This window comes from Cognatiluteimonas profundi, assembly GCF_009792795.1.
GTDB lineage: Bacteria > Pseudomonadota > Gammaproteobacteria > Xanthomonadales > Xanthomonadaceae > Cognatiluteimonas > Cognatiluteimonas profundi.
In genome coordinates this window covers 39,841-61,703 of sequence record NZ_VKHQ01000005.1, presented here as the reverse complement: position 1 = coordinate 61,703, position 21,863 = coordinate 39,841, and the positions used below count along the sequence as shown (strand labels likewise).

Below are 21,863 nucleotides of genomic sequence, written 5' to 3'. Positions count from 1 at the left end.
TTCAGTCGAGAAGGGCGGCCACGTGCGCCACGCTGGACTCGCGCAGCGCCGCCAGGTCGTATCCACCCTCGAGCAGGGACACGATGCGGCCATCGGCATGGCGCTGGGCCAGCGCCACAAGCCGGCGGGTCAGCCACGCGTAGTCGTCGGCGACGAGTCCCATCTGTGCCAGGGGATCGCGGGCATGCGCATCGAAGCCCGCCGACACCAGCACCAGCTGCGGCCTGAATCCGTCGATGGCCGGAAGCAGGCGCGTCTCCCAGGCATGGCGAAATCCATCGCTGCCGGTATCCGGTGGCAGCGGGGCATTGTGGATGTTGCCGACTCCCGTTTCAGAGGCCTCGCCGGTACCGGGATACAGCGGCATCTGGTGCGAGCTCAGGAACAGCACCCGTGCATCGCCTTCGAAGATGGCCTGGGTGCCGTTGCCGTGATGGACATCGAAATCGGCAATCGCCACGCGCTGCAGGCCGTGTGCATCGAGAGCGTGCAAGGCCGCGACGGCGACATTGTTGAAAAGGCAGAACCCCATGGCGGTATCCGCGGTCGCATGGTGGCCAGGGGGACGTACTGCACAGAAGGCCCGTGTGCACGCGCCTGACAGCACCGCGTCGACGGCGGCGACGGCGGCGCCCGCGGCTCGCAATGCGGCTTCGGCCGAGCCTGGCGACAGGACGGTGTCGGGATCCAGCAGGATGCGTTGCGACGGCGCGGCGTCCAGCACGCTGTGCAACAACGCGGGAACATGCGCGCGTGACAACTGCTCGTGGGTGGCACGCGGCGCCTCGTGCCACTGCAGCCGGTCTGGAAATGCGTCGTGCAGCGCTCCGGTCACGGCGGCCAGTCGCTCCGGGCGCTCGGCATGTGCTGGACCCGTGTCGTGGGCGAGGCACGCGGGATGCGTGTACACGTGCACCGTCGCAACCCGCTGCTCAGGGCTTGCGGCGATCATGGTTCCAGAGCACTTCGCCGTGGCCGCTGGCCCTGGCCAGGACGCGCGACAGCACGAACAACAGGTCGGACAGGCGGTTGAGGTATTGGATCGCCTGCGGCCGCACCGCATCGTGTCGCGCGAGTGTCACGGTTTCGCGCTCGGCGCGTCGCACGATGGTGCGCGCCAGGTGGCAGCGCGCCGCCGCTTCGCCGCCGCCAGGCAGGATGAAGTCCTTCAGCGGCGGCAGCGGCGCGTTGTGATGGTCCAGCGCCGCCTCGAGCGCGGTGATGTCCGCATCGAAGATCGCCGCGTGTCCCGGGATGCACAGCTCGCCGCCGAGGTCGAACAACTGGTGCTGCACGGTCGTCAGCAGGCCGGCGATGTCGGTTGGAAGATTCGCGGCGAGCACCAGGCCGATCGCGGAATTGGCTTCGTCGACAGTGCCGTAGGCGGCGACGCGCGCCGAATCCTTGGCGACGCGGCTGCCATCCCCCAGACCCGTGGTGCCGTCATCGCCGGTGCGGGTGTAGATCTTGCTGAGGCGATTTCCCACCGTGGAAACCTGTGGGCGCTAGATGGTCCGGGCCCGCAACGCAGGCACGCGGCCGCGCAGGAGCGCAAAACCGCCGAACAGCGCCGCGCTGTAGGACAGGGTGCCCAGCAGCGTCCAGCGGAAGAAGGGAATGCCGGCAACATAGGCGGCCGCAAGGCCAGCGGACGTGCGCGGATACATCGGATCGGACAGCCAGGCGGCGAAGTTGGTCACCACGAAGAAGATGATCGACCCCGTCAGCGCGTAACCCAGCACGCGGGCGCCGGTGACCTTCCCGCGCAGCCCGAGGCCGAGCACGACCGTCAGCGCGATGCAGGCATAGACCGACCAGAAGCTGGCACCGCCGAGGTAGCTGGTGTAATCGCCGCCATGCAGCGCGCCAAGCGCCAGGTCGGACACCAGCATGGCCAGCAGCGGCACGATGGCCGCCCATTGCCGCGAGGCGAAGTACGCACCGCCGAACAATGCGATCGCCTCGACCGGCGAAAAATTGGGCGGATGCGGCAGCAGGCGCGTCAGCGCGGCGACGACGATCAGTCCCGCGAGTACCAGCGGGCCGGGGGCAACGGAAGCAGCAGGGCGATTCATTGAGTGCGCGCGAGTCGTTCGGCGGGAACCGGTAGCATAACGCACCCACCCATCCGGCCTCTCATCAGCATGGTGTCGACACGACATGACGTGGCCATCGTGGGTGGCGGGCTGGTCGGCACCAGTCTTGCGATCGCGCTGGACCTTGGCGGCATCGATGTCGCCCTGATCGAAGCGAGCCCGGCCGGGGCACTGCCGGCCGTATTCGACCAGCGCAACCTCAGCTTTGCCGAAGCCACCGTGAATGCCTTGTCGGCGTTGGGCGTCCTGCAGAAGCTGCGGACACCCACGGCGCCGATCCGCAGGATCCACGTCAGCCGCAGCGGTGACTTCGGACGCGTTCGCCTCGATGCGACGACGTACGGCCGCGATGCGTTCGGACAGGTGGTGGTGGCTCGCGACTTTGGCCAGGCGCTGGAAGCGCGGCTGGCGGAAACGACCCATGTGACGCGTTACCGGCCGGCGCGTTTCCTGGGGCTTGGCGAGGGTGATGACGACGCGCGCCATGTCCGCATCGTCGACGACACCGGCGAACGCACGATCGCAGCGCGGCTGCTCGTCGCTGCCGACGGCACCCGCAGTGCGGTTCGCGGCGCGCTCGGCATCCACGCAGAGGAACACGACTATGGCCAGACGTTGTTCGTCGCCCGCGTCCGTACCGAGCGTGCGCCGGATGGCACCGCGTACGAACGTTTCGGCGAATCCGGCCCGACTGCCCTGCTGCCGCGCGCCGACCGCCACTTCGGCGTCGTGCATGGGGTGTCGGACGCCGATGCCGACCGCGTGCAGGCGCTGGACGACACTGCATTCCTCGATCGGCTGCAGCGGGCATTCGGCTGGCGCGTCGGCCGCTTCCTGACGGTCGGAGATCGCAGCCGCTATGCCGCGACCAGCCTGTGGGCGCGCGAACTGGTGCTCCGTCGTGCGGTGCTGGTCGGCAATGCCGCGCAGACGCTGCACCCGATCGGCGCCCAAGGCTTCAACCTCGGCTTGCGGGATGCCTTGACCCTCGCCGAACTCGTCGCCGGGCAGCAGGATCCCGGCGCCGATGCGCTGTTGTCCGACCATGCCGACCGTCGGCGCGAGGACCGCGAACGCACGCTGGCGTTCTCCGATGGCCTGGCGCGACTGACAACCAATCCCGGAACGCTGCTGCGCCCGCTGCGATCGCTTGGGATGCTGGCTGCCGACCGCCTGCCGATCCTGCAGGGATGGCTCGTCGGCGGCGCGATGGGATATCGCGGCAGCGTGCCGCTGTTGTGCCGGAGCGTGCAGCAATGAACCGGCGTGGACGGGCGGATGTCGCCATCGTCGGTGGTGGCGTGGTCGGCACCTGCGCGGCATTGGCTTTGGCACGGGCCGGCCTGGACGTCGTCCTCGTCGAGGCTGCGGCGCCGTCGACGTGGCAGGCAGGACAACCGGACCTGCGCGTCTATGCGATCGCGCCGGACAACGCCGGTTTGCTGGATTCGCTGGGCGTGTGGACCGCCATCGCGAGTGCTCGCGCGCAGGCCTACCGCCGCATGCGCGTGTGGGACGCCGCTGGCGGTGGCGAGTTGCTGTTCGATGCGGACGCATTCGGGCGACGGGAGCTGGGCTGGATCATCGAGCACGGCCTGCTGGTCGACCGCCTGTGGGAAGGCGCCATTGCTGCCGGCGTGCGGATGCATTGTCCGGCCCGCATCGCAGGCTGCGAGCAGGACGACGCCGGCGTGCGCCTGCAGCTGGAGGACGGTTCGGGGATCGACGCGGGCATCGCCATCGCCGCCGACGGCGCGGACTCGACCTTACGCCGGCTCGCGGGCATCGATGTCAGCCGACACGACTACCGCCAGCGCGGCATCGTCGCCTATGTCCAGACCGAGCAGCCCCATGGCGACACGGCCTGGCAGCGATTCCTGCCGGGCGGCCCGCTGGCCTTCCTGCCGTGTCCCGACCCGGCCGGCGCGATTGCCAGACCAGGCCATCGCAGTTCGATCGTCTGGACGGTGCCCGATGAGGAAGCGACGCGGCTGCTCGGCCTGGACGACGACGCTTTCGCCGATGCGCTGACGCGTGCGTTCGATGCCCGCCTGGGGCGGGTGCGGATGCAGTCGGCACGGGCGGCATTTCCGCTGCGTCGCCAGCTTGCGCATGCGTACGTCCACGGTCGCATCCTCGCCATCGGCGATGCCGCGCACGTGGTGCATCCGCTGGCCGGGCAGGGCGTCAACCTGGGATTGCGTGATGTCGCCGGATTGCGCGACGCCGTCATCGCTGCGAAATCCGCGCGCGCCGACTGGAGCGCCCCCGCGCGCCTCGCGCGCTGGGCGCGCGCCCGCAAGAGCGACAACGCGGTGGCGGCGCACGCCTTCGACGGCATCAATCGTGTCTTCGGCAGCGATGCGGTGGTCCCCACCCTGTTGCGGGGCCGGCTGCTGGGCGCGGCTGGGCGCATTCCGCCATTGGCACACCTGCTCTGGCGTCGCGCGTCGGGACTCTGACGCGACAAACGACAACGCCCCGGCTAGCGGGGCGTTGTCGGGTTCAGCCAGCTGCAGCTCAGTCGAGCCAGCCGCTCATTTCCTGCTTGCTCAGGCGACCGTTGTGGTTGCTGTCGACCACGCGGAACTCGCGCATCAGGTCGGCGTTGCCCTTGGCTTCGGCGCGGCTGATGTTGCCGTCATGGTTGCTGTCCATGGCGTCGAAATCGACGTGGTAGTTGCTCGAGATCGAGTTGCCCGGATGCGAGGTGACGTTGACCTCGCCACTTGCGGAGGCGTCCGGGGCAGGTGCTGCCGGCGGTGGCGGTGGCGCCATCTGCGACGCGTCCTGCGCCGCTCCGGCTGCCGCCTGCGCCTGGGCTGCAGCATCGGCCGCGCTCTGGGCGGCCATGCTGGCCGTCGCGGCACCCTGTGCGGCCGTGGCTTCGGTGCCACCGCGGTTGATGCCGTAGTTGGCGATGGCATTGGCGGACTGCGTCTGCGCAACCCCGGTCTGCGCCTGGACGGCGGCATCCTGCGCCTGCTCGGCGGCGGATGTCGCGGCGGACGCATGCGTGTCGGCGGCGGCCTCGCCCTCGCTGGTCACGGCGGGGGCATTGCTGGCTCGCAGTGCGGCATCAGCCGCGGCCTTGGCCTTTTCGGCTTCGGTATCGGCCTGGATGGCATTGGACGTCGCCGACTTCACGGCGGCTTCGGTCTTCTTGACGGTCTTGGCCTTGGCCACGCCGCTGTCCTGGGCGATGGCGCTTCCGGCGAATGCCAGCGTGGCGAGGATGGCCAGGGTCAATTGGATTCTGATGGGCGATTGCATCGTGCGTGCCTCATGGGGGTCGGGGAACCCGCCGAACGTAGCCCCCTCCCCATCAAGCCGGTGTCAACCGCCCCAACGCCAGCTGAATACGGCCGCGTTGCCTCAAGCAGAGGCGTAGACGGTGATTTCCTCGCGATCGTGGAAGAGCTGGCGGGCACGTATCGTCATCGGCCGTTGCGATTGTTCGGCGAAGAGGTCGAGGCAGGTCCGGGTTTCCTGCCAGCGTTTCTTCATCGGCAGCTTGAGGTTGAAGATCGTCCGCCGGCACCAGCCTTCGCGCATCCACGTCGCCATGCGTTCGGCGACACGGCTGGGTTGTTCGACCATGTCGCACACCATCCAGTCCAAAGGCTGCGGTGGCCGCCAGGCAAAGCCATCGGCGCGCAGGTGTTCCACGCGACCGCTTTCCAGCAACTGCGGGCGCAATGGCCCGTTGTCGATGGCGGTGACGCGCAGGCCATGGCGGGTCAGCACCCATGTCCAGCCGCCGGGCGCGGCGCCGAGGTCGGCTGCGCGCATGTCGGCCTGCAGCAGGCGGCTGCGTTCGTCCGCATCCAGCAGGACCAGCAACGCCTCGTCGAGCTTGAGCGCCGATCGCGATGGCGCATCGGCATGCATCCGCAGGCGCGGGATTCCCAGCGGCCATGGCGAGCTGTCGCGCGGCCGGCTGACGCCGACGAAGGCATGGTCGCCGTCGATGAAGCAGACATGCAGGCGCGGCGCGGATTCATCGTCGCGCGGCGACAGGATCCCGGCCTTGCGCAAGGCCGGACGCAGTGCATTGCCGAAGCTGCGCGCAAGCCCGGCGAGCGGTTTGCCGGCATCCGAATCGGGATGCTCCACCAGCAGTGTCCCGAAGCCGCCCTGGCCGCGCAGCGCGTCGAGTATCGGCGTCACCCGGTCGCGTGGATCCAGCGCCCGCAGTTCGGCGACGAGCTCGAGCTTCTGCCGCGCGAAGATCAGCTCGCGCCACGGCAGCGATCGTGAAATCGCCCCGCTGTCGCTGGCGGAAAACACCACGTAACCCGTGCCGCGGTCCGCGCGCGCATGGCCGGATTGCCCGGCGTATGCCGCGCGCTCGGTAAGCTCGGCCGCCAGCTCCGGCTCGAAGCCGGCGCGGCAGTAACACAGCAGTCCGCCGCTGGCCGTCATTCAGTACACCGGGCCTTGCTGCGCTGCGTAGGCCTCGAGCACGGCGCAGGCCGCCTCGCGTTGCAGGTCGCGGACCACGGCAATACCGCGGCGCTCGAGTTCGCCGATCCAGTCCTGGGGCAACGGACCTTCGTCGAAGTCGGTCAGCGTCATCACGTCCTCGCTGCGTGCCCCGATCAGCAGGCGGTCGATGCCGGCCCAGAAAGTCGCGCCATAGCACTGGCAACACGGCTGCGCGGATGTCGCCAGCGTGATCCGGCCGCCGTCCTCGTTGAGGCGCGAGCGCTGCAGGCGCTGCTGCGCAAGCATGCAGGCCATGGTCTCGGCGTGCGCCAGCGAGCAGTTCTGCTGCAGCACGCGGTTGACGCCCACCGCGATCAGGCGCCCGTTGTCGTCGAACACGGCCGCGCCGAACGGCCCGCCGCTGCCCGCCTCGATGTTGTTGCGCGCCAGCAGGATCGCCAGCGCCATCTTGTCGTCGTCGCTGGCGTAGATGGCGCGATCGGCGATCTCGTGCACCCACACCGGCAGCGTCAGGTGCAGTTGTCCCAGCAGCATCAGCGCAGGCACCGGATGGACGAACGCCGCATTGCCGCTTATCCCGTCCAGGTGTCGCGCAGGGTCACGCTGCGATTGAACACCGGCGCATCGGCGCGATGGTCGTAGCGATCGGCGACGAAATAACCAGTCCGTTCGAACTGGTAGGACTGCTCGGGCGCGGCGCCGGCCGCCGCTGGTTCGACATAACCGCGTGCCGTGCGTCGCGATGCCGGATTGAGGTGGTCCTGGTAGGTCTTGCCATCTTCATCGTTGTCCGGATCGGGCACGAGGAAGAGACGGTCGTACAGGCGGATCTCGGCGGGCACCGCGTGCCGCGCACTGACCCAATGGATCGTGCCCTTGATCTTGCGATTGGCGCCTTCCATGCCCGGGCGCGATTCCGGATCGAGCGTGCAATGCAATGCGACCACCTCGCCATCGGCATCCTTCACGACCGTGTCGCAACGGATGATGCCGGCGCCACGCAGGCGGACTTCGCCGCCCGGGATCAGGCGCTTGAAACCCTTGGGCGGCACTTCGGCGAAATCCTCGCGATCGATCCACAACTCGCGTGAAAACGGGATCTGCCGCTTGCCGAGGCTCTCGTCCTTGGGATGGTTGGAGAACGCCAGCGATTCCTCGAAATCCGCCGGCAGGTTGTCCAGCACGACCTTCAACGGCTCGATCACCGCCATGCGTCGCGGTGCGGTGGCGTCGAGGTCATCGCGCAGGCAGCCTTCGAGCACCGAATAGTCGATCAGCGAATTCTGCTTGCTGATGCCGATGCGTTCGGCGAACAGGCGCAGCGATGCCGGCGTGTAGCCGCGGCGACGGATGCCCTGCAGCGTCGGCATGCGCGGATCGTTCCAGCCATCGACGAGGCCGGCCTGCACCAGCGCCATCAGCTTGCGCTTGCTCATCACGGTGTAGTTGAGGTTCGCGCGGGAGAACTCGATCTGTCGCGGCTTGCCGGCTTCGTTGGGGAACCCGCGGGCCAGCAGCGGCGCCAGCAGTTCCGGCGAGCCGGCGAGGTCGACCTTGTCCACGCACCAGTCGTACAGCGGGCGATGGTCCTCGAACTCCAGCGTGCACAGCGAATGGGTGATGCCTTCGACCGCATCGCTGAGCGAGTGGGCGAAGTCGTACATCGGATAGATCGGCCACGCGGCGCCGGTGTTCTGGTGCTCGACGTGCTTGATCCGGTATAGCGCCGGATCGCGCAGGTTGATGTTGCCGCTGGACATGTCGATCTTCGCGCGCACGGTGCGCTCGCCATCGGCGAACTCGCCCGCGCGCATGCGCCGGAAGAGTTCGAGGTTCTCGGCGGGCGTGCGGTCGCGGAACGGCGAGTTGCGACCGGGCTGGGTCAGGTTGCCGCGGTACTCGCGCACCTGCTCGGCGCTGAGGTCGCAGACGAACGCGTCGCCATTGCGGATGAGCTTCTCGGCCGCCAGGTAGAAGACGTCGAAGTAGTCCGACGCATGCCGCAACGCGTGCCACTCGAAGCCGAGCCAGCGCACGTCGTCCTGGATCGCGGTGACGTATTCGGGATCTTCCCTGGCCGGGTTGGTGTCGTCGAAACGCAGGTTGCAGCTGCCGCCGAATTCGCTGGCGATGCCGAAATCCAGGCAGATCGCCTTGGCGTGCCCGATGTGCAGGTAACCGTTGGGTTCCGGCGGGAACCGGGTGCGCGGCGCTTGGATCCGGCCACTCGCCAGGTCCTCGCGCACGATCTGCCGGATGAAATCCTGGCGATGTGGCGCCTCGGGCGTGCCGGCGGCGGCAGGGGTGGCGGGGGAGGGCGCGGAAGGATTGGACACAGGTCTGGATCACGCTGAAAACGGCCGCCAGTGTAGCGGAGCGCCTGCCGCCATCATCGCGTTGGCCCGCTGGTGCGGATGTCCGCGCGCACGATCCCCGCTAGCACGGGCCACTTGACGGGCGCGCCGCGAACCCCCATCCATCGGTATCGAACGGGGCAGGAGAGACAGGATGGCTGGATTCCCACGCTTGGGCATCGGTGCGCACAAGCAACGCATGCCGCGCCCGGAGGATGCGTTGCCGGGCCGCCACACGGCGATGCCCCTGCGCAACGCGCACCACGTCCATGGGCGGCCGCTGCGCGATGCCTTCGACGGCATGCAGCGGGTGCACTTCGGAATGGGCTGCTTCTGGGGCGCCGAGCGCAAGTTCTGGTCGATGCCCGGAGTGGTGACCACCGCGGTGGGCTATGCCGGTGGACATACGCCGAACCCGACCTATGGCGAAGTCTGCAGCGGGTTGACCGGACATTCTGAAGTCGTGCTCGTGGTGTACGACCCGGACGTCGTGTCATTCGAGCAGCTGCTGCGCGTGTTCTGGGAAAGCCACGACCCGACCCAGGGCATGCGCCAGGGCAACGACACCGGCACCCAATACCGCTCGGTGATCCATTGCCAGACGCCGGCGCAATACGCGATGGCGAGCGCCAGTCGCGATGCCTACCAGCAACGATTGCGCGCGGCAGGCCTTGGCGACATCACCACGGAGATCGTGTTTCCGGCTCCTGCGTTCTACTACGCCGAAGACGAGCACCAGCAATACCTGGCGAAGAACCCGATGGGGTATTGCGGGATCGGAGGGGCGGGGGTGAGTTGTGCTGTTGGGGTGGAGGCATAAGGTGCTGGTGACTGTTCTGCCTGCGGCGCTTTAAACGCTTTCGCCGTTGGCGAGTTACTTTTCTTTGTGGGGCCAAAGAAAAGTAACCAAAAGAAAGGCCCTTCCGCTCAAGAGCACAGCTGGTATTGGTGTGGGCAGTCGCGGATTTGCGGACTCGCCATCCATGGCTCGGCCGAAAACGGCGCGCGTCCTGCGCGCCGCCCTCCGGGTCTGCGGAATGCAGCAGTTTCCGCACATTTTTAGCGGCAGCGGCGGCAGCGGCGGCAACGGCGACAGCGACAGCGACAGCGACAGCGACAGCGACAGCAGACGCGACGTCGACCGTGTACCCGCTCTTCGTAGGAGCTGCGTGAGCTGCGACCGGGCGCTTCAATGTTGATGACGACCGCACCCGGGCGGGTCGCGGTCGCGAGTGCTTTGTCGATGCCAGCGACAAGGTGCGCCGCAGCATCGTTCCGTCTCTCGCTGCTAAAAATACCCGTCGCACCGTGCACTGCGCCCACCCGAAGGGCGGCGCCCATGGATGGGCGCCGTTTTCAGTCGAGCCATGGATGGCGAGTCTGAAAATGGTCGAGTGACTCGCTAACCAAAATTAGCTTTGATCGGGAAAGCGCCCTTTCTTTTGGTTACTTTTCTTTGGGCGCCTGCAAAGAAAAGTAACTCGCCAACGGCGAAAGCGTTTAAAGCGCCGCAGGCAAGCAGTTTGCAGTGCCGGCAACGGCGAAAGCGTTGGGAATATCTACAGCTGCGTGATCGCACACACATACACCACCTCGCACGCCCCCGCGCCCGTATCCTCCCGTGTTGTCGAGCTGCGCCAGTGATAGCCGTCCGGCGAGGTCGCTTCCACCAGCCAGCCATCGATGCGGATGTGCGATCCGTCGCGGACGCGGTGCAGCTCCGCTGCGCTTTCGGCGTCGGATGGGATCAGGTGCATGTTGGCGCTGGAACGAGCGATTTCTTCCGGCGGCAAGGGCGGGTCGCCGCTCCAGCCATAGCGGTACCAGCGCGATGACTGGCTGATCTGCAGCTGCGACAGCACGGCGTCGTCGCGCATCCGGCCCCAGCCCAGGGCCAGATCGGTTGGCGACAGCTGGGCTTCGCGGCCCAGGCTGTAGTCGCGCCGCGACAGGACGCGTGCGTCGACGCTGAATCCGGCCAGCGGCTGCAACTGCGCGGCAGCCAGTTGGAATGACGCCACGTTCGACGGAACGGCGGATTGCAGTGGTGGATCGCCGGCGGCCACGCGGGGCGGCATCGGGCACTGCGGTTGCGAGCCGTGCGCCGCCACGGCGAATGCCGGGACACGCGGCGATGCCGGCGAATACCACCAACCGACGATCGCCACGAGCAATGCCAGCGCTCCCCAGTTGCGGGGCCTCATGTCGCGGCTCCGCGCGACACCCGGCGTGCCTGGGGTGTCGCCGTCGCGGGCGCACTGCGCAGCAACTCCGGCGGCAACGCCTTGAACTCCCCGGCCAGCTGCTGCAAAAAACCACCCATGGCGGAACTGCGTCGCCAGGCCATCGCGATCTCGCGGCTCGGCGGCTTGCCCGCAAACGACAGCAACTGGATGTCGGCCGAAGGCGGCACGGGCGGCTGCACCGACAGCATCGGCAGCAGGGTCATGCCGATGCCGGCGGCGACCATCTGCCGCAGCGTCTCCAGGCTGGTCGCGCGGAAGTCGCGCTCCTCCGCGCCGGCGAGTCGGCAGACGTCAAGTGCCTGGTCGCGCAGGCAGTGGCCTTCCTCCAGCAGCAGCAGGCGCTCGTGGTCGAGGTCGTGCAGCGCGAGCGGCTGGCTGCGACGCGCGAAGTCGTGCGAGCGCGGCACCGCCAGCAGGAATGGCTCGGTGAACAGTGGCTCCACGTGCAACTGGTCGTCATGCAGCGGCAGCGCGAGGATCGCCGCATCCAGGCGGCCCTCGTGCAGGCGCGCCAGCAGCGCATCGGTCTTTTCCTCGACCAGCAGCAGTTCCAGTCGCGGGAATCGCGCGCGGATGCCGGGCAGGACATGTGGCAACAGGTAGGGCGCCAGCGTCGGGAAGAGGCCCAGCCGCACCGTGCCCGCTTCGGGATCCTGGCTGCGACGGGCCAGCTCACCCATCTGGGCCACCTCGGCGATCACCCTGCGCGCGCGTTCGGCGATCTCCCGCCCGATCGGGGTCAGCATCACCCGTCGCGGCGCCCGCTCCACCAGCGACACGCCCAGCTCCTCCTCCAGCTTGCGGATCTGGGTCGACAGCGTCGGCTGGCTGACGAAGCTGGCGCTCGCCGCGCGGCCGAAATGCTTGTGATCGGCCAGCGCGACCAGATATCGAAGGTCCCGGAGGTTCATCGGATGCTCGATTCGTCATAAGGACAGGCTATCGACATCATAGGAACAATTCATTTCACGAATCAATTCGCCGCAGGCAAGATTGGCGGCGTTCCAGGGCTGCCACGCGCCGTCCACCCACTTCCCCATCCTGACAAGGAGTTCCGCAGATGCTGACCGTCGGCCAGAAGTTTCCCGCCTTCAATCTCAAGGCCACCGTTTCCAACGACCTGAACACCGCGTTCGTCGACATCGACAACAACACCTACAAGAACAAGTGGCTCGTGGTGTTCTTCTACCCGAAGGACTTCACCTTCGTCTGCCCGACCGAGATCACCGGTTTCGCCAAGCTCAACCAGGCGTTCGCCGACCGCGACGCGCAGCTGCTGACCGGGTCGACCGACAGCGAGTTCGTCCACCACGCGTGGCGCACGCACCACAAGGACCTCAACAGCCTGCCGTTCCCGATGCTGGCCGACATCAAGCGTGAGCTGACGTCCGCGCTGGGCATCCTCGGCGACGACGGCGTTGCGCAGCGCGCGACGTTCATCGTCGATCCCGATGGCGTGATCCAGTTCGTGTACGTCACCGCCGGCAGCGTCGGTCGCAATCCGGATGAAGTCCTGCGCGTGCTCGACGCGTTGCAGACCGACGAGCTGTGCCCGTGCAACTGGCACAAGGGCGAGCAGACGCTGAAAGTCGCGTAACCAACCGTCCCCTCTCGTCGCGACATGCCGCTCCCCCGGCGGCAATCCCTCCCCCTGTCGCGCGGGTGCAAAGGCGGCTTCGGCCGCCTTTGTTTTAACTGGAGAAAGCAATGAACCTGTCCGAACTGCGCAATGCGCTTCCCGATTACGCCCGCGACCTCAAGCTCAACCTCGACTCGGTGCTGAGCCCGACCGGCGCCGTCGGCCTGGAGGAACACCAGGTGCACGCGATCGCTTTGGCATCGGCGATTGCCGCCCGCCATGCGCCGCTGGTCGCCGCCATCGAGGCAATCGCATCGGAGCAGCTGACGCCCGAGCAACTGCACGGCGCGAAGGCGGCCTCGGCCATGATGGCCATGAACAACATCTACTACCGCGCCACGCACCTGATCCACAACGACGAGTACGGCCAGCTGCGGACCGGCCTGCGCATGAACGTGATCGCCAACTCCGGCCTGGACAAGGTGGCGTTCGAGCTGGCGTGCCTGGCGGTGTCGGCGATCAACGGCTGCGGCTCCTGCCTGGACTCGCACGAACGCGCCGTCCGCCAACACGACGTCTCCGCGCAGGGCGTACAGAGCACCCTGAAGATCGCCGCCGTGGTGCATGCGGTCGCGGTGGTGCTCGAACAGGGTGTCGCGGCCGCCTGAGGGCGCGATGCCAGCCGCGCCGGTCTATTGCGCCGGCGTGGCCATGGAGTCGATCGGTGCTCGTTGCGGAAGCGGGTTCTGCACGACCAGGGTGCCGGCCTGGTTGGCGACGATCCGCATGGGCAGCTGCTGGGCCGACAAGGTCGTGAAGGTGCCCATGCGCATGAAGGCCAGCGCGCCCGGATGGCTGTTCCAGTCGCTGGTGAAGGACGCCAGGTCCGGCAGCGACAGGTCCGGATCCCACGCCATGCCGGCCCGCAGGTCGTAGGGGCGCTCGTCGACCAGGGTGATGCGTCGCTGCAGGTAGAACGGCATCCCGCGCTGGAACCTCTGCACCGCGTAGACCGGCGCGTCGTCTCGAAGATAGGGCCGCGCGAGCGCGGAGATCGACTGCGCCGACACCACCGGGGCCAGGCGCTGGTACGCAAACAACATCCCCTGCACGAACAACAGCCCTCCGAGCGCCGCGGCTGCGATGGCGGCGTCGACCTTCGCACGCCGGGCCAGGACGACCCCGGCACCGGTTCCGGCGCCCAGCAACAGCATCGACAGGGCGACGGGATTGCACATCGGCACATACGTCGCGTTCTTGCCGCCCAGCAGGTGCGTATGCGGCAACCAGGCGACGAAGGCAGCGCCGATGATGGCCAGGGCCGCGACCGGCAGCAGGCGCCGTGCGATCGCCCGTGGCGACAGTTGCGTGATGGCGCCGGCGATCAGCATCGCCAGCGCCGGGAGCACGGGCAGCACGTACAGCGGCAGCTTCGCGCCCGCCGCGGAAAAGAACAGCAGCACGATCGCGGCCCACAAGAGCAGCAATCGCGTCGGGGCGTCGCGTTCGCTCGTGGAGCGGCGCCACGCGCTGCGCAGCGACGTCACCAGGAATCCGGTCCATGGCAGCGTCCCGACGACAAGCACCGGCAGGTAATACCACCACGCGTGGTTGCGATCGGCCACCTGCGACAGGAAGCGGCCAAAGTGCTCGTGGATGAAGAAGAACGAGAGGAAATTCCCGTCGCGGCGCGCCAGCAGCACGAACCACGGCGAAGCGACCAGCAGCAGGATGAGCAGTCCCGGCAGGATGTGCAGGCGTCGCAGCAGGCTGCCGTCGCGCTGCCAGAGCATGTAGCCGACGAGCGTCGCGCCTGGCAGCACGATGCCGATCAAACCCTTGGACAGGATGGCCAGCGCCATGGCCGCCCAGGTGGCGAGAATCCAGCGGCGTCGTGCGACGGCATCGGTGCAGCCGTGCTCGGCGATCATGAACGTGGCGAGCGCGACGGTCAGGAAGGCCGTCACCCCCATGTCCAGCGTATTGAGGTGCCCTCCGGCGGCGACCAGCAACAGGCTGATGCAGACCAGTGCCGCCAGGCGTCCACGGCGCGCATCCCAGACGCGGCGGGTGGCATACCAGGCCGCTGCGACACAGATCAGTCCAGCCAGCGCGCTCCACAACCGCGCAGTCAATTGCGTGATGCCGAACGCGTGGTAGGACGCCGTCGTGATCCAGTAGTGCAGCGGCGGTTTGTCGTAGAAGCGCAGGCCGTTGAATCGCGGCATCACCCAGTCGCCGGAGACGAACATCTCGCGGGCGATCTCGGCGTAGCGACCTTCATCGGGTTCGTTCAGCGGGCGGCTGCCGATGCCGGCGAACCAGGCGAGCGCGACCAGGGCAATGAACGCGATGCCGATCCAGCTCCCCGCCGGTGGGAACCACCAGGCGCGCTGCGATGAGTCCTGCCGGGGCATTGCGGGCATGGTGGCAACCGGTCGATGGGCCGCGCCATTGGGCCCGGGTTGCCGCCGAATGGCAATGAAGCCGCGCCCCGAGCCGGTTTCAGCTGCTGTGGACCAAAGCGGATGCCCGCTGACGAACAGCCCCCCCTTGCAAAGGCAATGAGAACCATTATCATTGCCGCATCGGAAATGGAGACAACCATGCTGGCCATCTGGATCCTGGTGTTCCGGGAGGTACTCGAGGCAGCGATGATCGTCAGCATCGTCGCGGCCGCCACCCGTGGCGTGGAGAGCCGTTGGCGCTGGATCGGCACCGGCCTGGCGCTCGGCTGCGCTGGCGCGGCCCTGGTCGCGGCAGGCGCGGGACGGCTTGCCGATGCGATGAGCGGCATGGGCCAGGAGTGGTTCAACGCCGGCGTGCTGCTTGCCGCCACCGCCATGATCGGCTGGCACGTCGTCTGGATGGCACGCCACGGTCGCGTGCTCGCCGCGGATGCGGGGCGCTTCGGCAATGACGTCTCCGAAGGCCGCCGGCCGCTGACCGCATTGATGATCGTCGTCGCGCTGGCGGTGCTGCGCGAGGGATCGGAAGTCGTGCTGTTCGGTTACGGCCTGGTCTCCAGTGGCTCCGGCACGGGCGACCTGGTCACGGGCGGCATGCTCGGGCTGCTGAGCGGCGTGGCCGCCGGCGTCGCGATGTACGTCGGCCTGGTGCGCATCCCGATGCGGCATTTCTTCCGCGCCACCAATGGCCTGCTGATCCTGCTGGCGGCCGGCCTTGCCGCGGCGGCGGCTGGTTTCCTGGCGCAGGCGGATGTGTTGCCGACGCTGGCCAACCCGCTGTGGGACAGCAGCTGGTTGTTGTCGGACGAGTCATGGCTCGGCCGCACCCTGCATGCGCTGGTCGGCTACACCGCACAGCCCAGTGGCATGCAGGTGCTGCTGTATCTGTCCGTCGTGGCGGTACTGGCCGGCGGCGCGCGACTTGCCGCTCCGCGCCTGCCATCGATCCGCGCCGTCTCCAATCCTTCCACCTGAGGATCGAATCCCGTGTCGAATCATCGTCCCGTCCTGCTCGCCCTGCTGCTGTCGCTGGCCAGTTCCGTTGCCATCGCCGGCGAGCCGCCGGAAGTGAGGCTGGTGATCCGCGACCATCGCTTCGTTCCGGCGCAGGTGATCGTGCCGGCCAACACCAAGGTGAAGCTCATCGTGGTCAACGAGGACGCGACGCCGGAGGAATTCGAAAGCCACCAGCTCAACCGGGAGAAGGTCGTCCTGGGTGGCGGCACCATTCCCGTCTACGTCGGCCCGCTGAAACCTGGTCGCTATCCGTTCTTCGGCGATTTCCATCCAGACACCGCGCAGGGCGTTCTGCTCGCGCAATAGTCCGCGTCGTTCCGATTTTCCGTCCAACCCTTTCGGGCTGCATGCAGATGCAGCCTCCCGTTCCGTTCACCTTGAAGAAACCGATGACCTCGTCCAGCCTGTCCTTGCCCGCGCGCCGGATCCTGCGTGCCCTGTTGTTGTCCTCGCTCATCCCGGCCAGCAGCGCCGCGTTCGCCGGCGCCGCCGATGCCGTCTACACGCCGACCGTGGAGCAGGGTGAAACCGAATTCGAATTACGCGGTGGTTACCGCGATTTCGGCAACGGCCCCAACGAACATGCATTCGTGTTCGATGTCGGCTACGGCGTCACCAACCGCTGGCGCACCGAGGCGGTCCTGGAGTACGCGGCCGAAGGTGGCGAGCGGGGCAAGCTGGAAGCGCTGGAGTGGGAAAACGTGTTCGTGCTGACCGAGCCCGGTAAATACTGGATGGACCTTGGCCTGCTGGCCGAATACGAACACACCTTCGCCGACGGCCCGGACGAGGTGAAGATCGGACCCTTGCTGCAGAAGGAGATCGGTCCAGCCGTCGCCAACCTCAACTTCCGCTTCAAGCATGAAGTCGGCTCCGGTGCCAGCAACGACACCGGGCTCGATTACCGCTGGCAGCTACGCTGGCGTGGCAACGAGGCGCTGGAATGGGGCGCGCAGGGCTTTGGCGAGCTCGGCGTGATCGGCCATCTGGGAGAAGGCGACTGGCATTCGGCCGGGCCAGCCGTGTTCGGCATGCACCGTCTGCCGGGACGCGACAAGATCCGCTACAACGCGGCGCTGCTCGCGGGCCTGAGCAGTGGCGCTCCCGATGCGGCGCTTCGCTTCCAGGTCGAGTACGAGATGTATTGACCCGCTGTTCTGCGCCCCGAGCGCAGCCGGGATCGAACGTGGATCCGGGAAAGGCTGCTCAGGCAGTCGCGTGCAGGCCGGGCTCGAATTGCGAGGACGGCTCGCGCAGCAGCACCTTGCGAACATCGCGCTCGTCATCCGGCGCCAGCGGCACGAACAGTTCGACCTTGCCGGCGACCAGTGCGGCGAGCGCGACGCCATCGCGCAGGACGAAGCGTGCGCCCGGCTGGCGTGGCACCTTTGGCCCGGGCAGCAGGGTGCCGACCAGGTTCAACGGGTCCATCGCGGAAACGCCGACGAGCGCGCCATCGGGGGCCTGCCTGCGCACCTGCCGCAGCGCGGCGATGGCTTCGGGTAATGCGAACTGCTCGCCGCTCAGGCCGGCGACGAAGCGACCGCCACGGATGTCTCCGCGCGCCTCGAGCCGGTGGTACACGCGCAGCAGGTCGCGCCACGGCGGCAGCCATGGCGCTTCGCGCTCGAGCATCCGCCAGCACACCACGCCATAGCGGCGCAGCAGCGTGCGCGCGATGTGCTCCATTGCTTCGGGACCGGGCTTCGGTGATGACGCAGCCGACGCGGCACGGCGGGTGAGCGTCCAGCGCCCGGCGTCCTCGATCCCGAACAGTGCCGTGCGCCGACCGCGGCGCTGGTGCGCCGATGGCCGCCTGGACTGCGGCACGAGCAGGGCGCGCAACCCGGCGAAGCTGTCGCAGTGCACGCGTCCGCGTGCAACGAGCTCGGCGAGGGCGTCCTCCAGTTCGGTGCGCAGCAGATGCGCGCCATCCACGAGTTCGTCGAAGAACGATGCGCCATGTTCGGCCAGATGCGTGGCGACCTTCTGCGCGCGCGATGAGAGTTCGGGATCGTCCTCGCGCTGGCCCGCGGCCAGCCCCGTCCACAACGCCAGCTGACGACGCGGCAGCAGCACGATCGGGGTTGCCCGCACCGGAGCCGTGCGTCCCGCGCCGTCGGACGTGGTGGTGGCGCCGCGCAGGCGCGTCCATGCCACCCGCCCGGCGGTGCACAGGTCGTCGAGCCAGGAGATGGAATAGTCGCTGACCCGTGCCGGCAGCAGTTCGGTTTCCCACGCGCCCGCCGGCGCCTCGAAGCCTTCGAGCTGCGCGAGCACGTTGGCAAGCGCGTCCGGCCCGCTCACACGGCTGCCTGCCTTGACGCGTTGCCAGTCCAGCAGGAAGCGCATGAAGTCGCGCGGTTCGACCGGTTCGATCTCGCGACGCAGCCGGCCGATCGTGTAGCGATGGATGCGCGCGAGCAGGTGCCGCTCGCACCACTCGTCGACGGCCGCATCCGCCGTGAAGCGGCCGCGCATGACGTAGCCCTCGCTTTCCAGCCGCAGCAGGGCGCCGTCGATATCCGATTGCGGCAGGCCCAGCGATGCGCGGAGTGCCGCCACGGTGGTCGGCCCCAAACCGGACAGGCGCGAACGCACGAGTTCCAGTGCGGCATCCTCGCGCGACCAGGCCTGCGCGGCAAATTCCGCAGGCGCTTCGATCGCGGGAATGCACGCGGCATCCGGATGCAGCATGCGCAGGAGCGGAAGGCGCTCGGCCGCAACCCACAATCCCGTGCCGTCGCCGACCGACATCCGCGTCGCGCGGTGCGCGGTCGCCAGGGTATCGAGCCATGCCATCCAGTCGCAGGCCTGCGCCTCGTCCTGCGTGATGCAGCCCAGTCCCATCAGGGCCTCATGCATCTCGTCGGCGTTGCGCACCTGCGGCCACGCCTGCTCGCGCACGGCGTCGATCGCGGCCGGGTCCAGGCGGCCAAGGTCGCTCGCGCTGTCGGCGTCGCTGTAGCGACGGCTCATGACCGCCTGCGTGCGCCGCTCTTCCAGCGGTGCGTCGTCGAGGAAGGCGTAGGGGCGCGCGTTCAGGGCCTCGGCGGCGAAGGGCGAGGGAGCCGTGAGGTCGCGGGCCACGATCTGGACCGCGCCGGATTCGAGATCGCGCAATAACGCCAGCCAGCCCTCGGCGTCCATCGCCTCGTGCAGGCAGTCGTCGAGCGTCTGCGCAACCAGCGGGTGGTCGGGGATCTCGCGCTCGCCGACGAGGTTCTCCGCGCACGCGACCTGGTCGGGGAACACCGACGCGAGCAGGTCCTCCGATTTCATCCGCTGCAATTGCGGTGCGACTTTTTTGCCGCCGATGAAGCGCGGCAGTGCGAGCGCCGTGGTCGCGTTCCAGCGCCAGCGCGCGCCGAACAGCGGCGCATCGAGCAGGGCCTGGGTCAGCACGTCGCCGGCGGTGTTGGAATGCAGGTAATGCGCGACGTCGACCAGCGGGAAGCTGTGGCTGGTCGACAGCGACAGCACGATCGAATTCTCGGTCGCCGCCGCCTGCAGTTCGAAATTGAACTTGCGGCAGAAGCGCTTGCGCAGCGCCAGCCCCCAGGCGCGATTGATGCGGCTGCCGTAGGGCGAATGGATCACCAGCTGGGTACCGCCGGATTCGTCGAAGAAGCGCTCCATCGCGAGCGTCTCGCGCGTCGGCATGAGCCCGAGCGACGCCACCTGGCGGGCGAAGTAAGCGGCGATCTGCCGCGCTGCCTCCGCCACCATGCCGACCTCGTCGACCAGCCACGCGGCGACCGCGTCCTCGCCCAAGGGCAGGCGTTCGGCCACTTCCGCGCGCAGGCGCGACACGCCGATCGATAGTTCGTCGCTGCGTCCGGGCGCTTCGCCCAGCCAGAAGGGAATGCTCGGCGGCTGGCCTTGCGCATCCTCCACGCGCATGCGTCCGGCCTCGACCCGCAGCACGCGATAGCTGGCATTGCCCAGCTGGAAGATGTCGCCCGCCATGCTCTCGATGGCGAAATCCTCGTTGACCGTGCCGATCATCGTTGCCTGCGGTTCGAGGATGACCGTGTAGTCGCCGGTGTCGGGAATCGTCCCGCCCGACATCACCGCGGTCATGCGCCCGCCCTTGCGTCCGCGCAGGCGCCCGTGCACGGCGTCGCGATGCAGGTAACCCGCGCGCTGTCCGCGCCGCGTGCTGAAGCCCTCGGCCAGCATGCGCACGACCGCGTCGAAGTCCTTGCGCGCGAGTCGCGCATACGGCCAGGCGCGACGGCTCCAGTCGTAGAGCGCGTCCTCGTCCCATTCGGTGGCGGACACCTCGGCGACGATCTGCTGCGCAAGGACGTCCAGCGGCGCCACCGGCATGACCAGCGCGTCGAGTTCGCCACGGCGCACGCAGTCCAGCAGCGCCGCGCATTCGACCAGGTCGTCGAGCGACTGTGGGAACAGGCGGCCCTTCGGCACGCCGCCGACCTGATGGCCGGCGCGGCCGACGCGCTGCAGCAGCGCGGCGATCGAGCGTGGCGAACCGATCTGGCACACCAGGTCGACGTCGCCGATATCGATGCCCAGTTCGAGCGACGCCGTGGCGACCAGTACCTTGAGCTCGCCCCGCTTGAGCCGCTGCTCCGCGTCCAGGCGCAATTCCTTGGCCAGGCTGCCGTGATGCGCGGCGACCGCCTCCTTGCCGAGCTTCTCGGCCAGATGACGTGCGGCGCGCTCGGCCATGCGCCGCGTATTGACGAAGACCAGCGTGGTGCGATGCGCCTGGACGAGTTCGGCGATGCGCGCGTACACCAGGTCCCATTGTTCGTTGGACATCACCGGCTGCAGCGGCACCGGTGGCAGTTCCAGCGCGAGGTCGCGTCGGCGGGTGTAGCCGATATCGACGATGGCGCAATCCGGCGTGCCGTCGGTTGCAACGGCGGCCGACCCGACCAGGAATCGGGCGACGTCGATGATCGGCTTCTGGGTGGCGGACAGGCCGACCCGCGTCAGTCGTCGTCCGCACAGCGCTTCCAGCCGTTCCAGCGACAGCGACAGGTGGCTGCCGCGCTTGCTGGAGACCATCGCGTGGATCTCGTCGACGATGACGGTCCGCGTCCCGGCGAGCATCGCGCGCCCGGAGTCCGAGCCCAGCAGGACGTACAGCGATTCCGGCGTGGTGACGAGGATGTGTGGCGGCAGCCTGCGCAGGCGCGCACGCTCGGACTGCGGCGTGTCGCCGGTGCGCACGGCGGTCCTGATCTCGACGTCCGGCAGGCCCTGTCGTGCCAGCTCGGCGCGGATCCCCGCCAGTGGGGCTTCCAGGTTGATGTGGATGTCGTTGGACAGCGCCTTGAGTGGCGAGACGTAGACCACCTGGGTGACGTCGGGCAAGCCGCCCTGTGCCAGTCCATCGCGCACCAGCCCGTCGATGGCGGCCAGGAACGCGGTGAGCGTCTTGCCCGAACCGGTCGGCGCGGCGACCAGCGTATTGCGTCCCGACGCGATCGCGGGCCATGCCTGCGCCTGGGCGTCCGTCGGGCCGGGAAAGGCCGCGGTGAACCACGCGGCAACCGCGGGATGGAAACCCGCGAGGTGGGGGGACGGCGACATCGGGTGATTATCCGACGCGCGCCCACCACCCGGATGAACACGCGGTTTGCAGCGGGAGTCGCGATGAGCGTCCATGTTCGGATCGTCGA

At 68.1% G+C, this 21,863-nt stretch carries 19 protein-coding genes; 8 read left to right on the top strand and 11 right to left on the bottom strand.

Features of this window, described 5'->3' with window-relative positions; translation table 11 throughout:
* Nucleotide 1: 1 nt before the first annotated feature.
* The 3 genes from GST15_RS10225 to GST15_RS10215 are packed head-to-tail and all read right to left on the bottom strand — an operon-like array spanning nt 2 to nt 2,075.
* Entirely contained in the window at nt 2-952 is a 951-nt protein-coding gene (locus tag GST15_RS10225) for a histone deacetylase family protein (RefSeq protein WP_159017199.1), read from the bottom strand.
* A complete protein-coding gene (locus GST15_RS10220; protein ID WP_159017198.1) occupies nt 933-1,487 on the bottom strand; it encodes a cob(I)yrinic acid a,c-diamide adenosyltransferase in 555 nt (184 codons plus the stop codon). Before GST15_RS10220 ends, GST15_RS10225 begins: the two co-directional genes overlap by 20 nt.
* Before the next feature lie 18 nt (nt 1,488-1,505).
* On the bottom strand, nt 1,506-2,075 hold the full coding sequence (locus tag GST15_RS10215; protein ID WP_159017197.1) for a DUF6580 family putative transport protein: 570 nt from the start codon (nt 2,073-2,075) through the stop codon (nt 1,506-1,508).
* A 72-nt stretch (nt 2,076-2,147) separates the two neighbouring features.
* On the opposite strand from GST15_RS10215, the gene ubiH reads away from it, so the two are divergent.
* Complete coding sequence (gene ubiH / locus GST15_RS10210; RefSeq protein ID WP_159017511.1) at nt 2,148-3,356, top strand: 2-octaprenyl-6-methoxyphenyl hydroxylase; 1,209 nt, start codon at nt 2,148-2,150, stop codon at nt 3,354-3,356.
* The gene (locus tag GST15_RS10205; RefSeq protein WP_159017196.1) at nt 3,353-4,558 is read left to right on the top strand and encodes a UbiH/UbiF family hydroxylase; all 1,206 of its coding nucleotides are present in this window, start codon (nt 3,353-3,355) and stop codon (nt 4,556-4,558) included. Before ubiH ends, GST15_RS10205 begins: the two co-directional genes overlap by 4 nt.
* Nucleotides 4,559-4,616: 58 nt before the next feature.
* Here GST15_RS10205 and GST15_RS12885 read toward each other — a convergent pair whose 3' ends face one another.
* The 4 genes from GST15_RS12885 to GST15_RS10185 all read right to left on the bottom strand — a co-directional run bounded on the left by GST15_RS12885 (nt 4,617) and on the right by GST15_RS10185 (nt 8,881).
* Entirely contained in the window at nt 4,617-5,369 is a 753-nt protein-coding gene (locus GST15_RS12885; protein ID WP_233263151.1) for an EF-hand domain-containing protein, read from the bottom strand.
* Nucleotides 5,370-5,471: 102 nt separating this feature from the next.
* Entirely contained in the window at nt 5,472-6,521 is a 1,050-nt protein-coding gene (rlmM, locus tag GST15_RS10195; RefSeq protein WP_159017195.1) for a 23S rRNA (cytidine(2498)-2'-O)-methyltransferase RlmM, read from the bottom strand.
* Nucleotides 6,522-7,079: a nucleoside deaminase gene (locus tag GST15_RS10190; RefSeq protein ID WP_159017509.1), complete on the bottom strand. Its 558-nt coding sequence runs from the start codon at nt 7,077-7,079 to the stop codon at nt 6,522-6,524.
* Nucleotides 7,080-7,117: 38 nt separating this feature from the next.
* Nucleotides 7,118-8,881, bottom strand: a complete 1,764-nt coding sequence (locus tag GST15_RS10185) for a glutamine--tRNA ligase/YqeY domain fusion protein (RefSeq protein WP_159017194.1) — start codon at nt 8,879-8,881, stop codon at nt 7,118-7,120.
* A gap of 172 nt (nt 8,882-9,053) precedes the next feature.
* Here GST15_RS10185 and msrA point away from each other — a divergent pair, with 172 nt between their 5' ends.
* The gene (gene msrA, locus GST15_RS10180; RefSeq protein WP_159017193.1) at nt 9,054-9,719 is read left to right on the top strand and encodes a peptide-methionine (S)-S-oxide reductase MsrA; all 666 of its coding nucleotides are present in this window, start codon (nt 9,054-9,056) and stop codon (nt 9,717-9,719) included.
* Between the two features lie 739 nt (nt 9,720-10,458).
* On the opposite strand, the gene GST15_RS10175 is transcribed toward msrA, so the two are convergent.
* Together GST15_RS10175 and GST15_RS10170 are read right to left on the bottom strand one after the other, a co-directional pair.
* Entirely contained in the window at nt 10,459-11,103 is a 645-nt protein-coding gene (locus tag GST15_RS10175) for a hypothetical protein (RefSeq protein WP_159017192.1), read from the bottom strand.
* A complete protein-coding gene (locus tag GST15_RS10170; protein ID WP_159017191.1) occupies nt 11,100-12,056 on the bottom strand; it encodes a LysR substrate-binding domain-containing protein in 957 nt (318 codons plus the stop codon). The genes GST15_RS10175 and GST15_RS10170 overlap by 4 nt, the downstream gene beginning before the upstream one ends.
* A gap of 149 nt (nt 12,057-12,205) precedes the next feature.
* Between GST15_RS10170 and GST15_RS10165 the strand changes: the two genes are divergently transcribed.
* Both GST15_RS10165 and ahpD read left to right on the top strand, forming a co-directional pair.
* Nucleotides 12,206-12,742 carry a peroxiredoxin gene (locus GST15_RS10165; RefSeq protein ID WP_159017190.1) on the top strand — a complete coding sequence of 179 codons (537 nt, stop codon included), beginning with the start codon at nt 12,206-12,208 and terminating at the stop codon, nt 12,740-12,742.
* Between the two features lie 110 nt (nt 12,743-12,852).
* Nucleotides 12,853-13,392: an alkylhydroperoxidase, AhpD family gene (gene ahpD, locus GST15_RS10160; protein ID WP_159017189.1), complete on the top strand. Its 540-nt coding sequence runs from the start codon at nt 12,853-12,855 to the stop codon at nt 13,390-13,392.
* Nucleotides 13,393-13,416: 24 nt separating this feature from the next.
* Here ahpD and GST15_RS10155 read toward each other — a convergent pair whose 3' ends face one another.
* On the bottom strand, nt 13,417-15,150 hold the full coding sequence (locus GST15_RS10155; RefSeq protein WP_159017188.1) for a glycosyltransferase family 39 protein: 1,734 nt from the start codon (nt 15,148-15,150) through the stop codon (nt 13,417-13,419).
* 138 nt (nt 15,151-15,288) lie between these two features.
* On the opposite strand from GST15_RS10155, the gene GST15_RS10150 reads away from it, so the two are divergent.
* From GST15_RS10150 to GST15_RS10140, 3 genes are all read left to right on the top strand, one after another.
* The gene (locus GST15_RS10150) at nt 15,289-16,167 is read left to right on the top strand and encodes an FTR1 family iron permease (protein WP_233263150.1); all 879 of its coding nucleotides are present in this window, start codon (nt 15,289-15,291) and stop codon (nt 16,165-16,167) included.
* A 12-nt stretch (nt 16,168-16,179) separates the two neighbouring features.
* Nucleotides 16,180-16,515 (top strand): cupredoxin domain-containing protein, encoded by a 336-nt coding sequence (locus GST15_RS10145; RefSeq protein WP_233263149.1) that lies wholly within the window; start codon nt 16,180-16,182, stop codon nt 16,513-16,515.
* 83 nt (nt 16,516-16,598) lie between these two features.
* Complete coding sequence (locus GST15_RS10140) at nt 16,599-17,357, top strand: hypothetical protein (RefSeq protein ID WP_159017187.1); 759 nt, start codon at nt 16,599-16,601, stop codon at nt 17,355-17,357.
* Between the two features lie 58 nt (nt 17,358-17,415).
* Here the strand turns inward: GST15_RS10140 and GST15_RS10135 are convergent, their stop codons facing one another.
* Nucleotides 17,416-21,774, bottom strand: a complete 4,359-nt coding sequence (locus tag GST15_RS10135; RefSeq protein WP_159017186.1) for a DEAD/DEAH box helicase — start codon at nt 21,772-21,774, stop codon at nt 17,416-17,418.
* Nucleotides 21,775-21,863: the final 89 nt, after the last annotated feature.

Coding starts and splice junctions, on each gene's coding strand:
- GST15_RS10170 (WP_159017191.1), bottom strand. CDS start 12,056: ATGAACCTCCGGGACCTTCGATATCTGGTCGCGCTGGCCGATCACAAG.
- GST15_RS10190 (WP_159017509.1), bottom strand. CDS start 7,079: ATGCTGCTGGGACAACTGCACCTGACGCTGCCGGTGTGGGTGCACGAG.
- GST15_RS12885 (WP_233263151.1), bottom strand. CDS start 5,369: ATGCAATCGCCCATCAGAATCCAATTGACCCTGGCCATCCTCGCCACG.
- GST15_RS10205 (WP_159017196.1), top strand. CDS start 3,353: ATGAACCGGCGTGGACGGGCGGATGTCGCCATCGTCGGTGGTGGCGTG.
- GST15_RS10155 (WP_159017188.1), bottom strand. CDS start 15,150: ATGCCCGCAATGCCCCGGCAGGACTCATCGCAGCGCGCCTGGTGGTTC.
- rlmM (WP_159017195.1), bottom strand. CDS start 6,521: ATGACGGCCAGCGGCGGACTGCTGTGTTACTGCCGCGCCGGCTTCGAG.
- GST15_RS10165 (WP_159017190.1), top strand. CDS start 12,206: ATGCTGACCGTCGGCCAGAAGTTTCCCGCCTTCAATCTCAAGGCCACC.
- GST15_RS10150 (WP_233263150.1), top strand. CDS start 15,289: ATGAGAACCATTATCATTGCCGCATCGGAAATGGAGACAACCATGCTG.
- GST15_RS10225 (WP_159017199.1), bottom strand. CDS start 952: ATGATCGCCGCAAGCCCTGAGCAGCGGGTTGCGACGGTGCACGTGTAC.
- GST15_RS10175 (WP_159017192.1), bottom strand. CDS start 11,103: ATGAGGCCCCGCAACTGGGGAGCGCTGGCATTGCTCGTGGCGATCGTC.
- ahpD (WP_159017189.1), top strand. CDS start 12,853: ATGAACCTGTCCGAACTGCGCAATGCGCTTCCCGATTACGCCCGCGAC.
- GST15_RS10140 (WP_159017187.1), top strand. CDS start 16,599: ATGACCTCGTCCAGCCTGTCCTTGCCCGCGCGCCGGATCCTGCGTGCC.
- GST15_RS10135 (WP_159017186.1), bottom strand. CDS start 21,774: ATGTCGCCGTCCCCCCACCTCGCGGGTTTCCATCCCGCGGTTGCCGCG.
- msrA (WP_159017193.1), top strand. CDS start 9,054: ATGGCTGGATTCCCACGCTTGGGCATCGGTGCGCACAAGCAACGCATG.
- GST15_RS10215 (WP_159017197.1), bottom strand. CDS start 2,075: ATGAATCGCCCTGCTGCTTCCGTTGCCCCCGGCCCGCTGGTACTCGCG.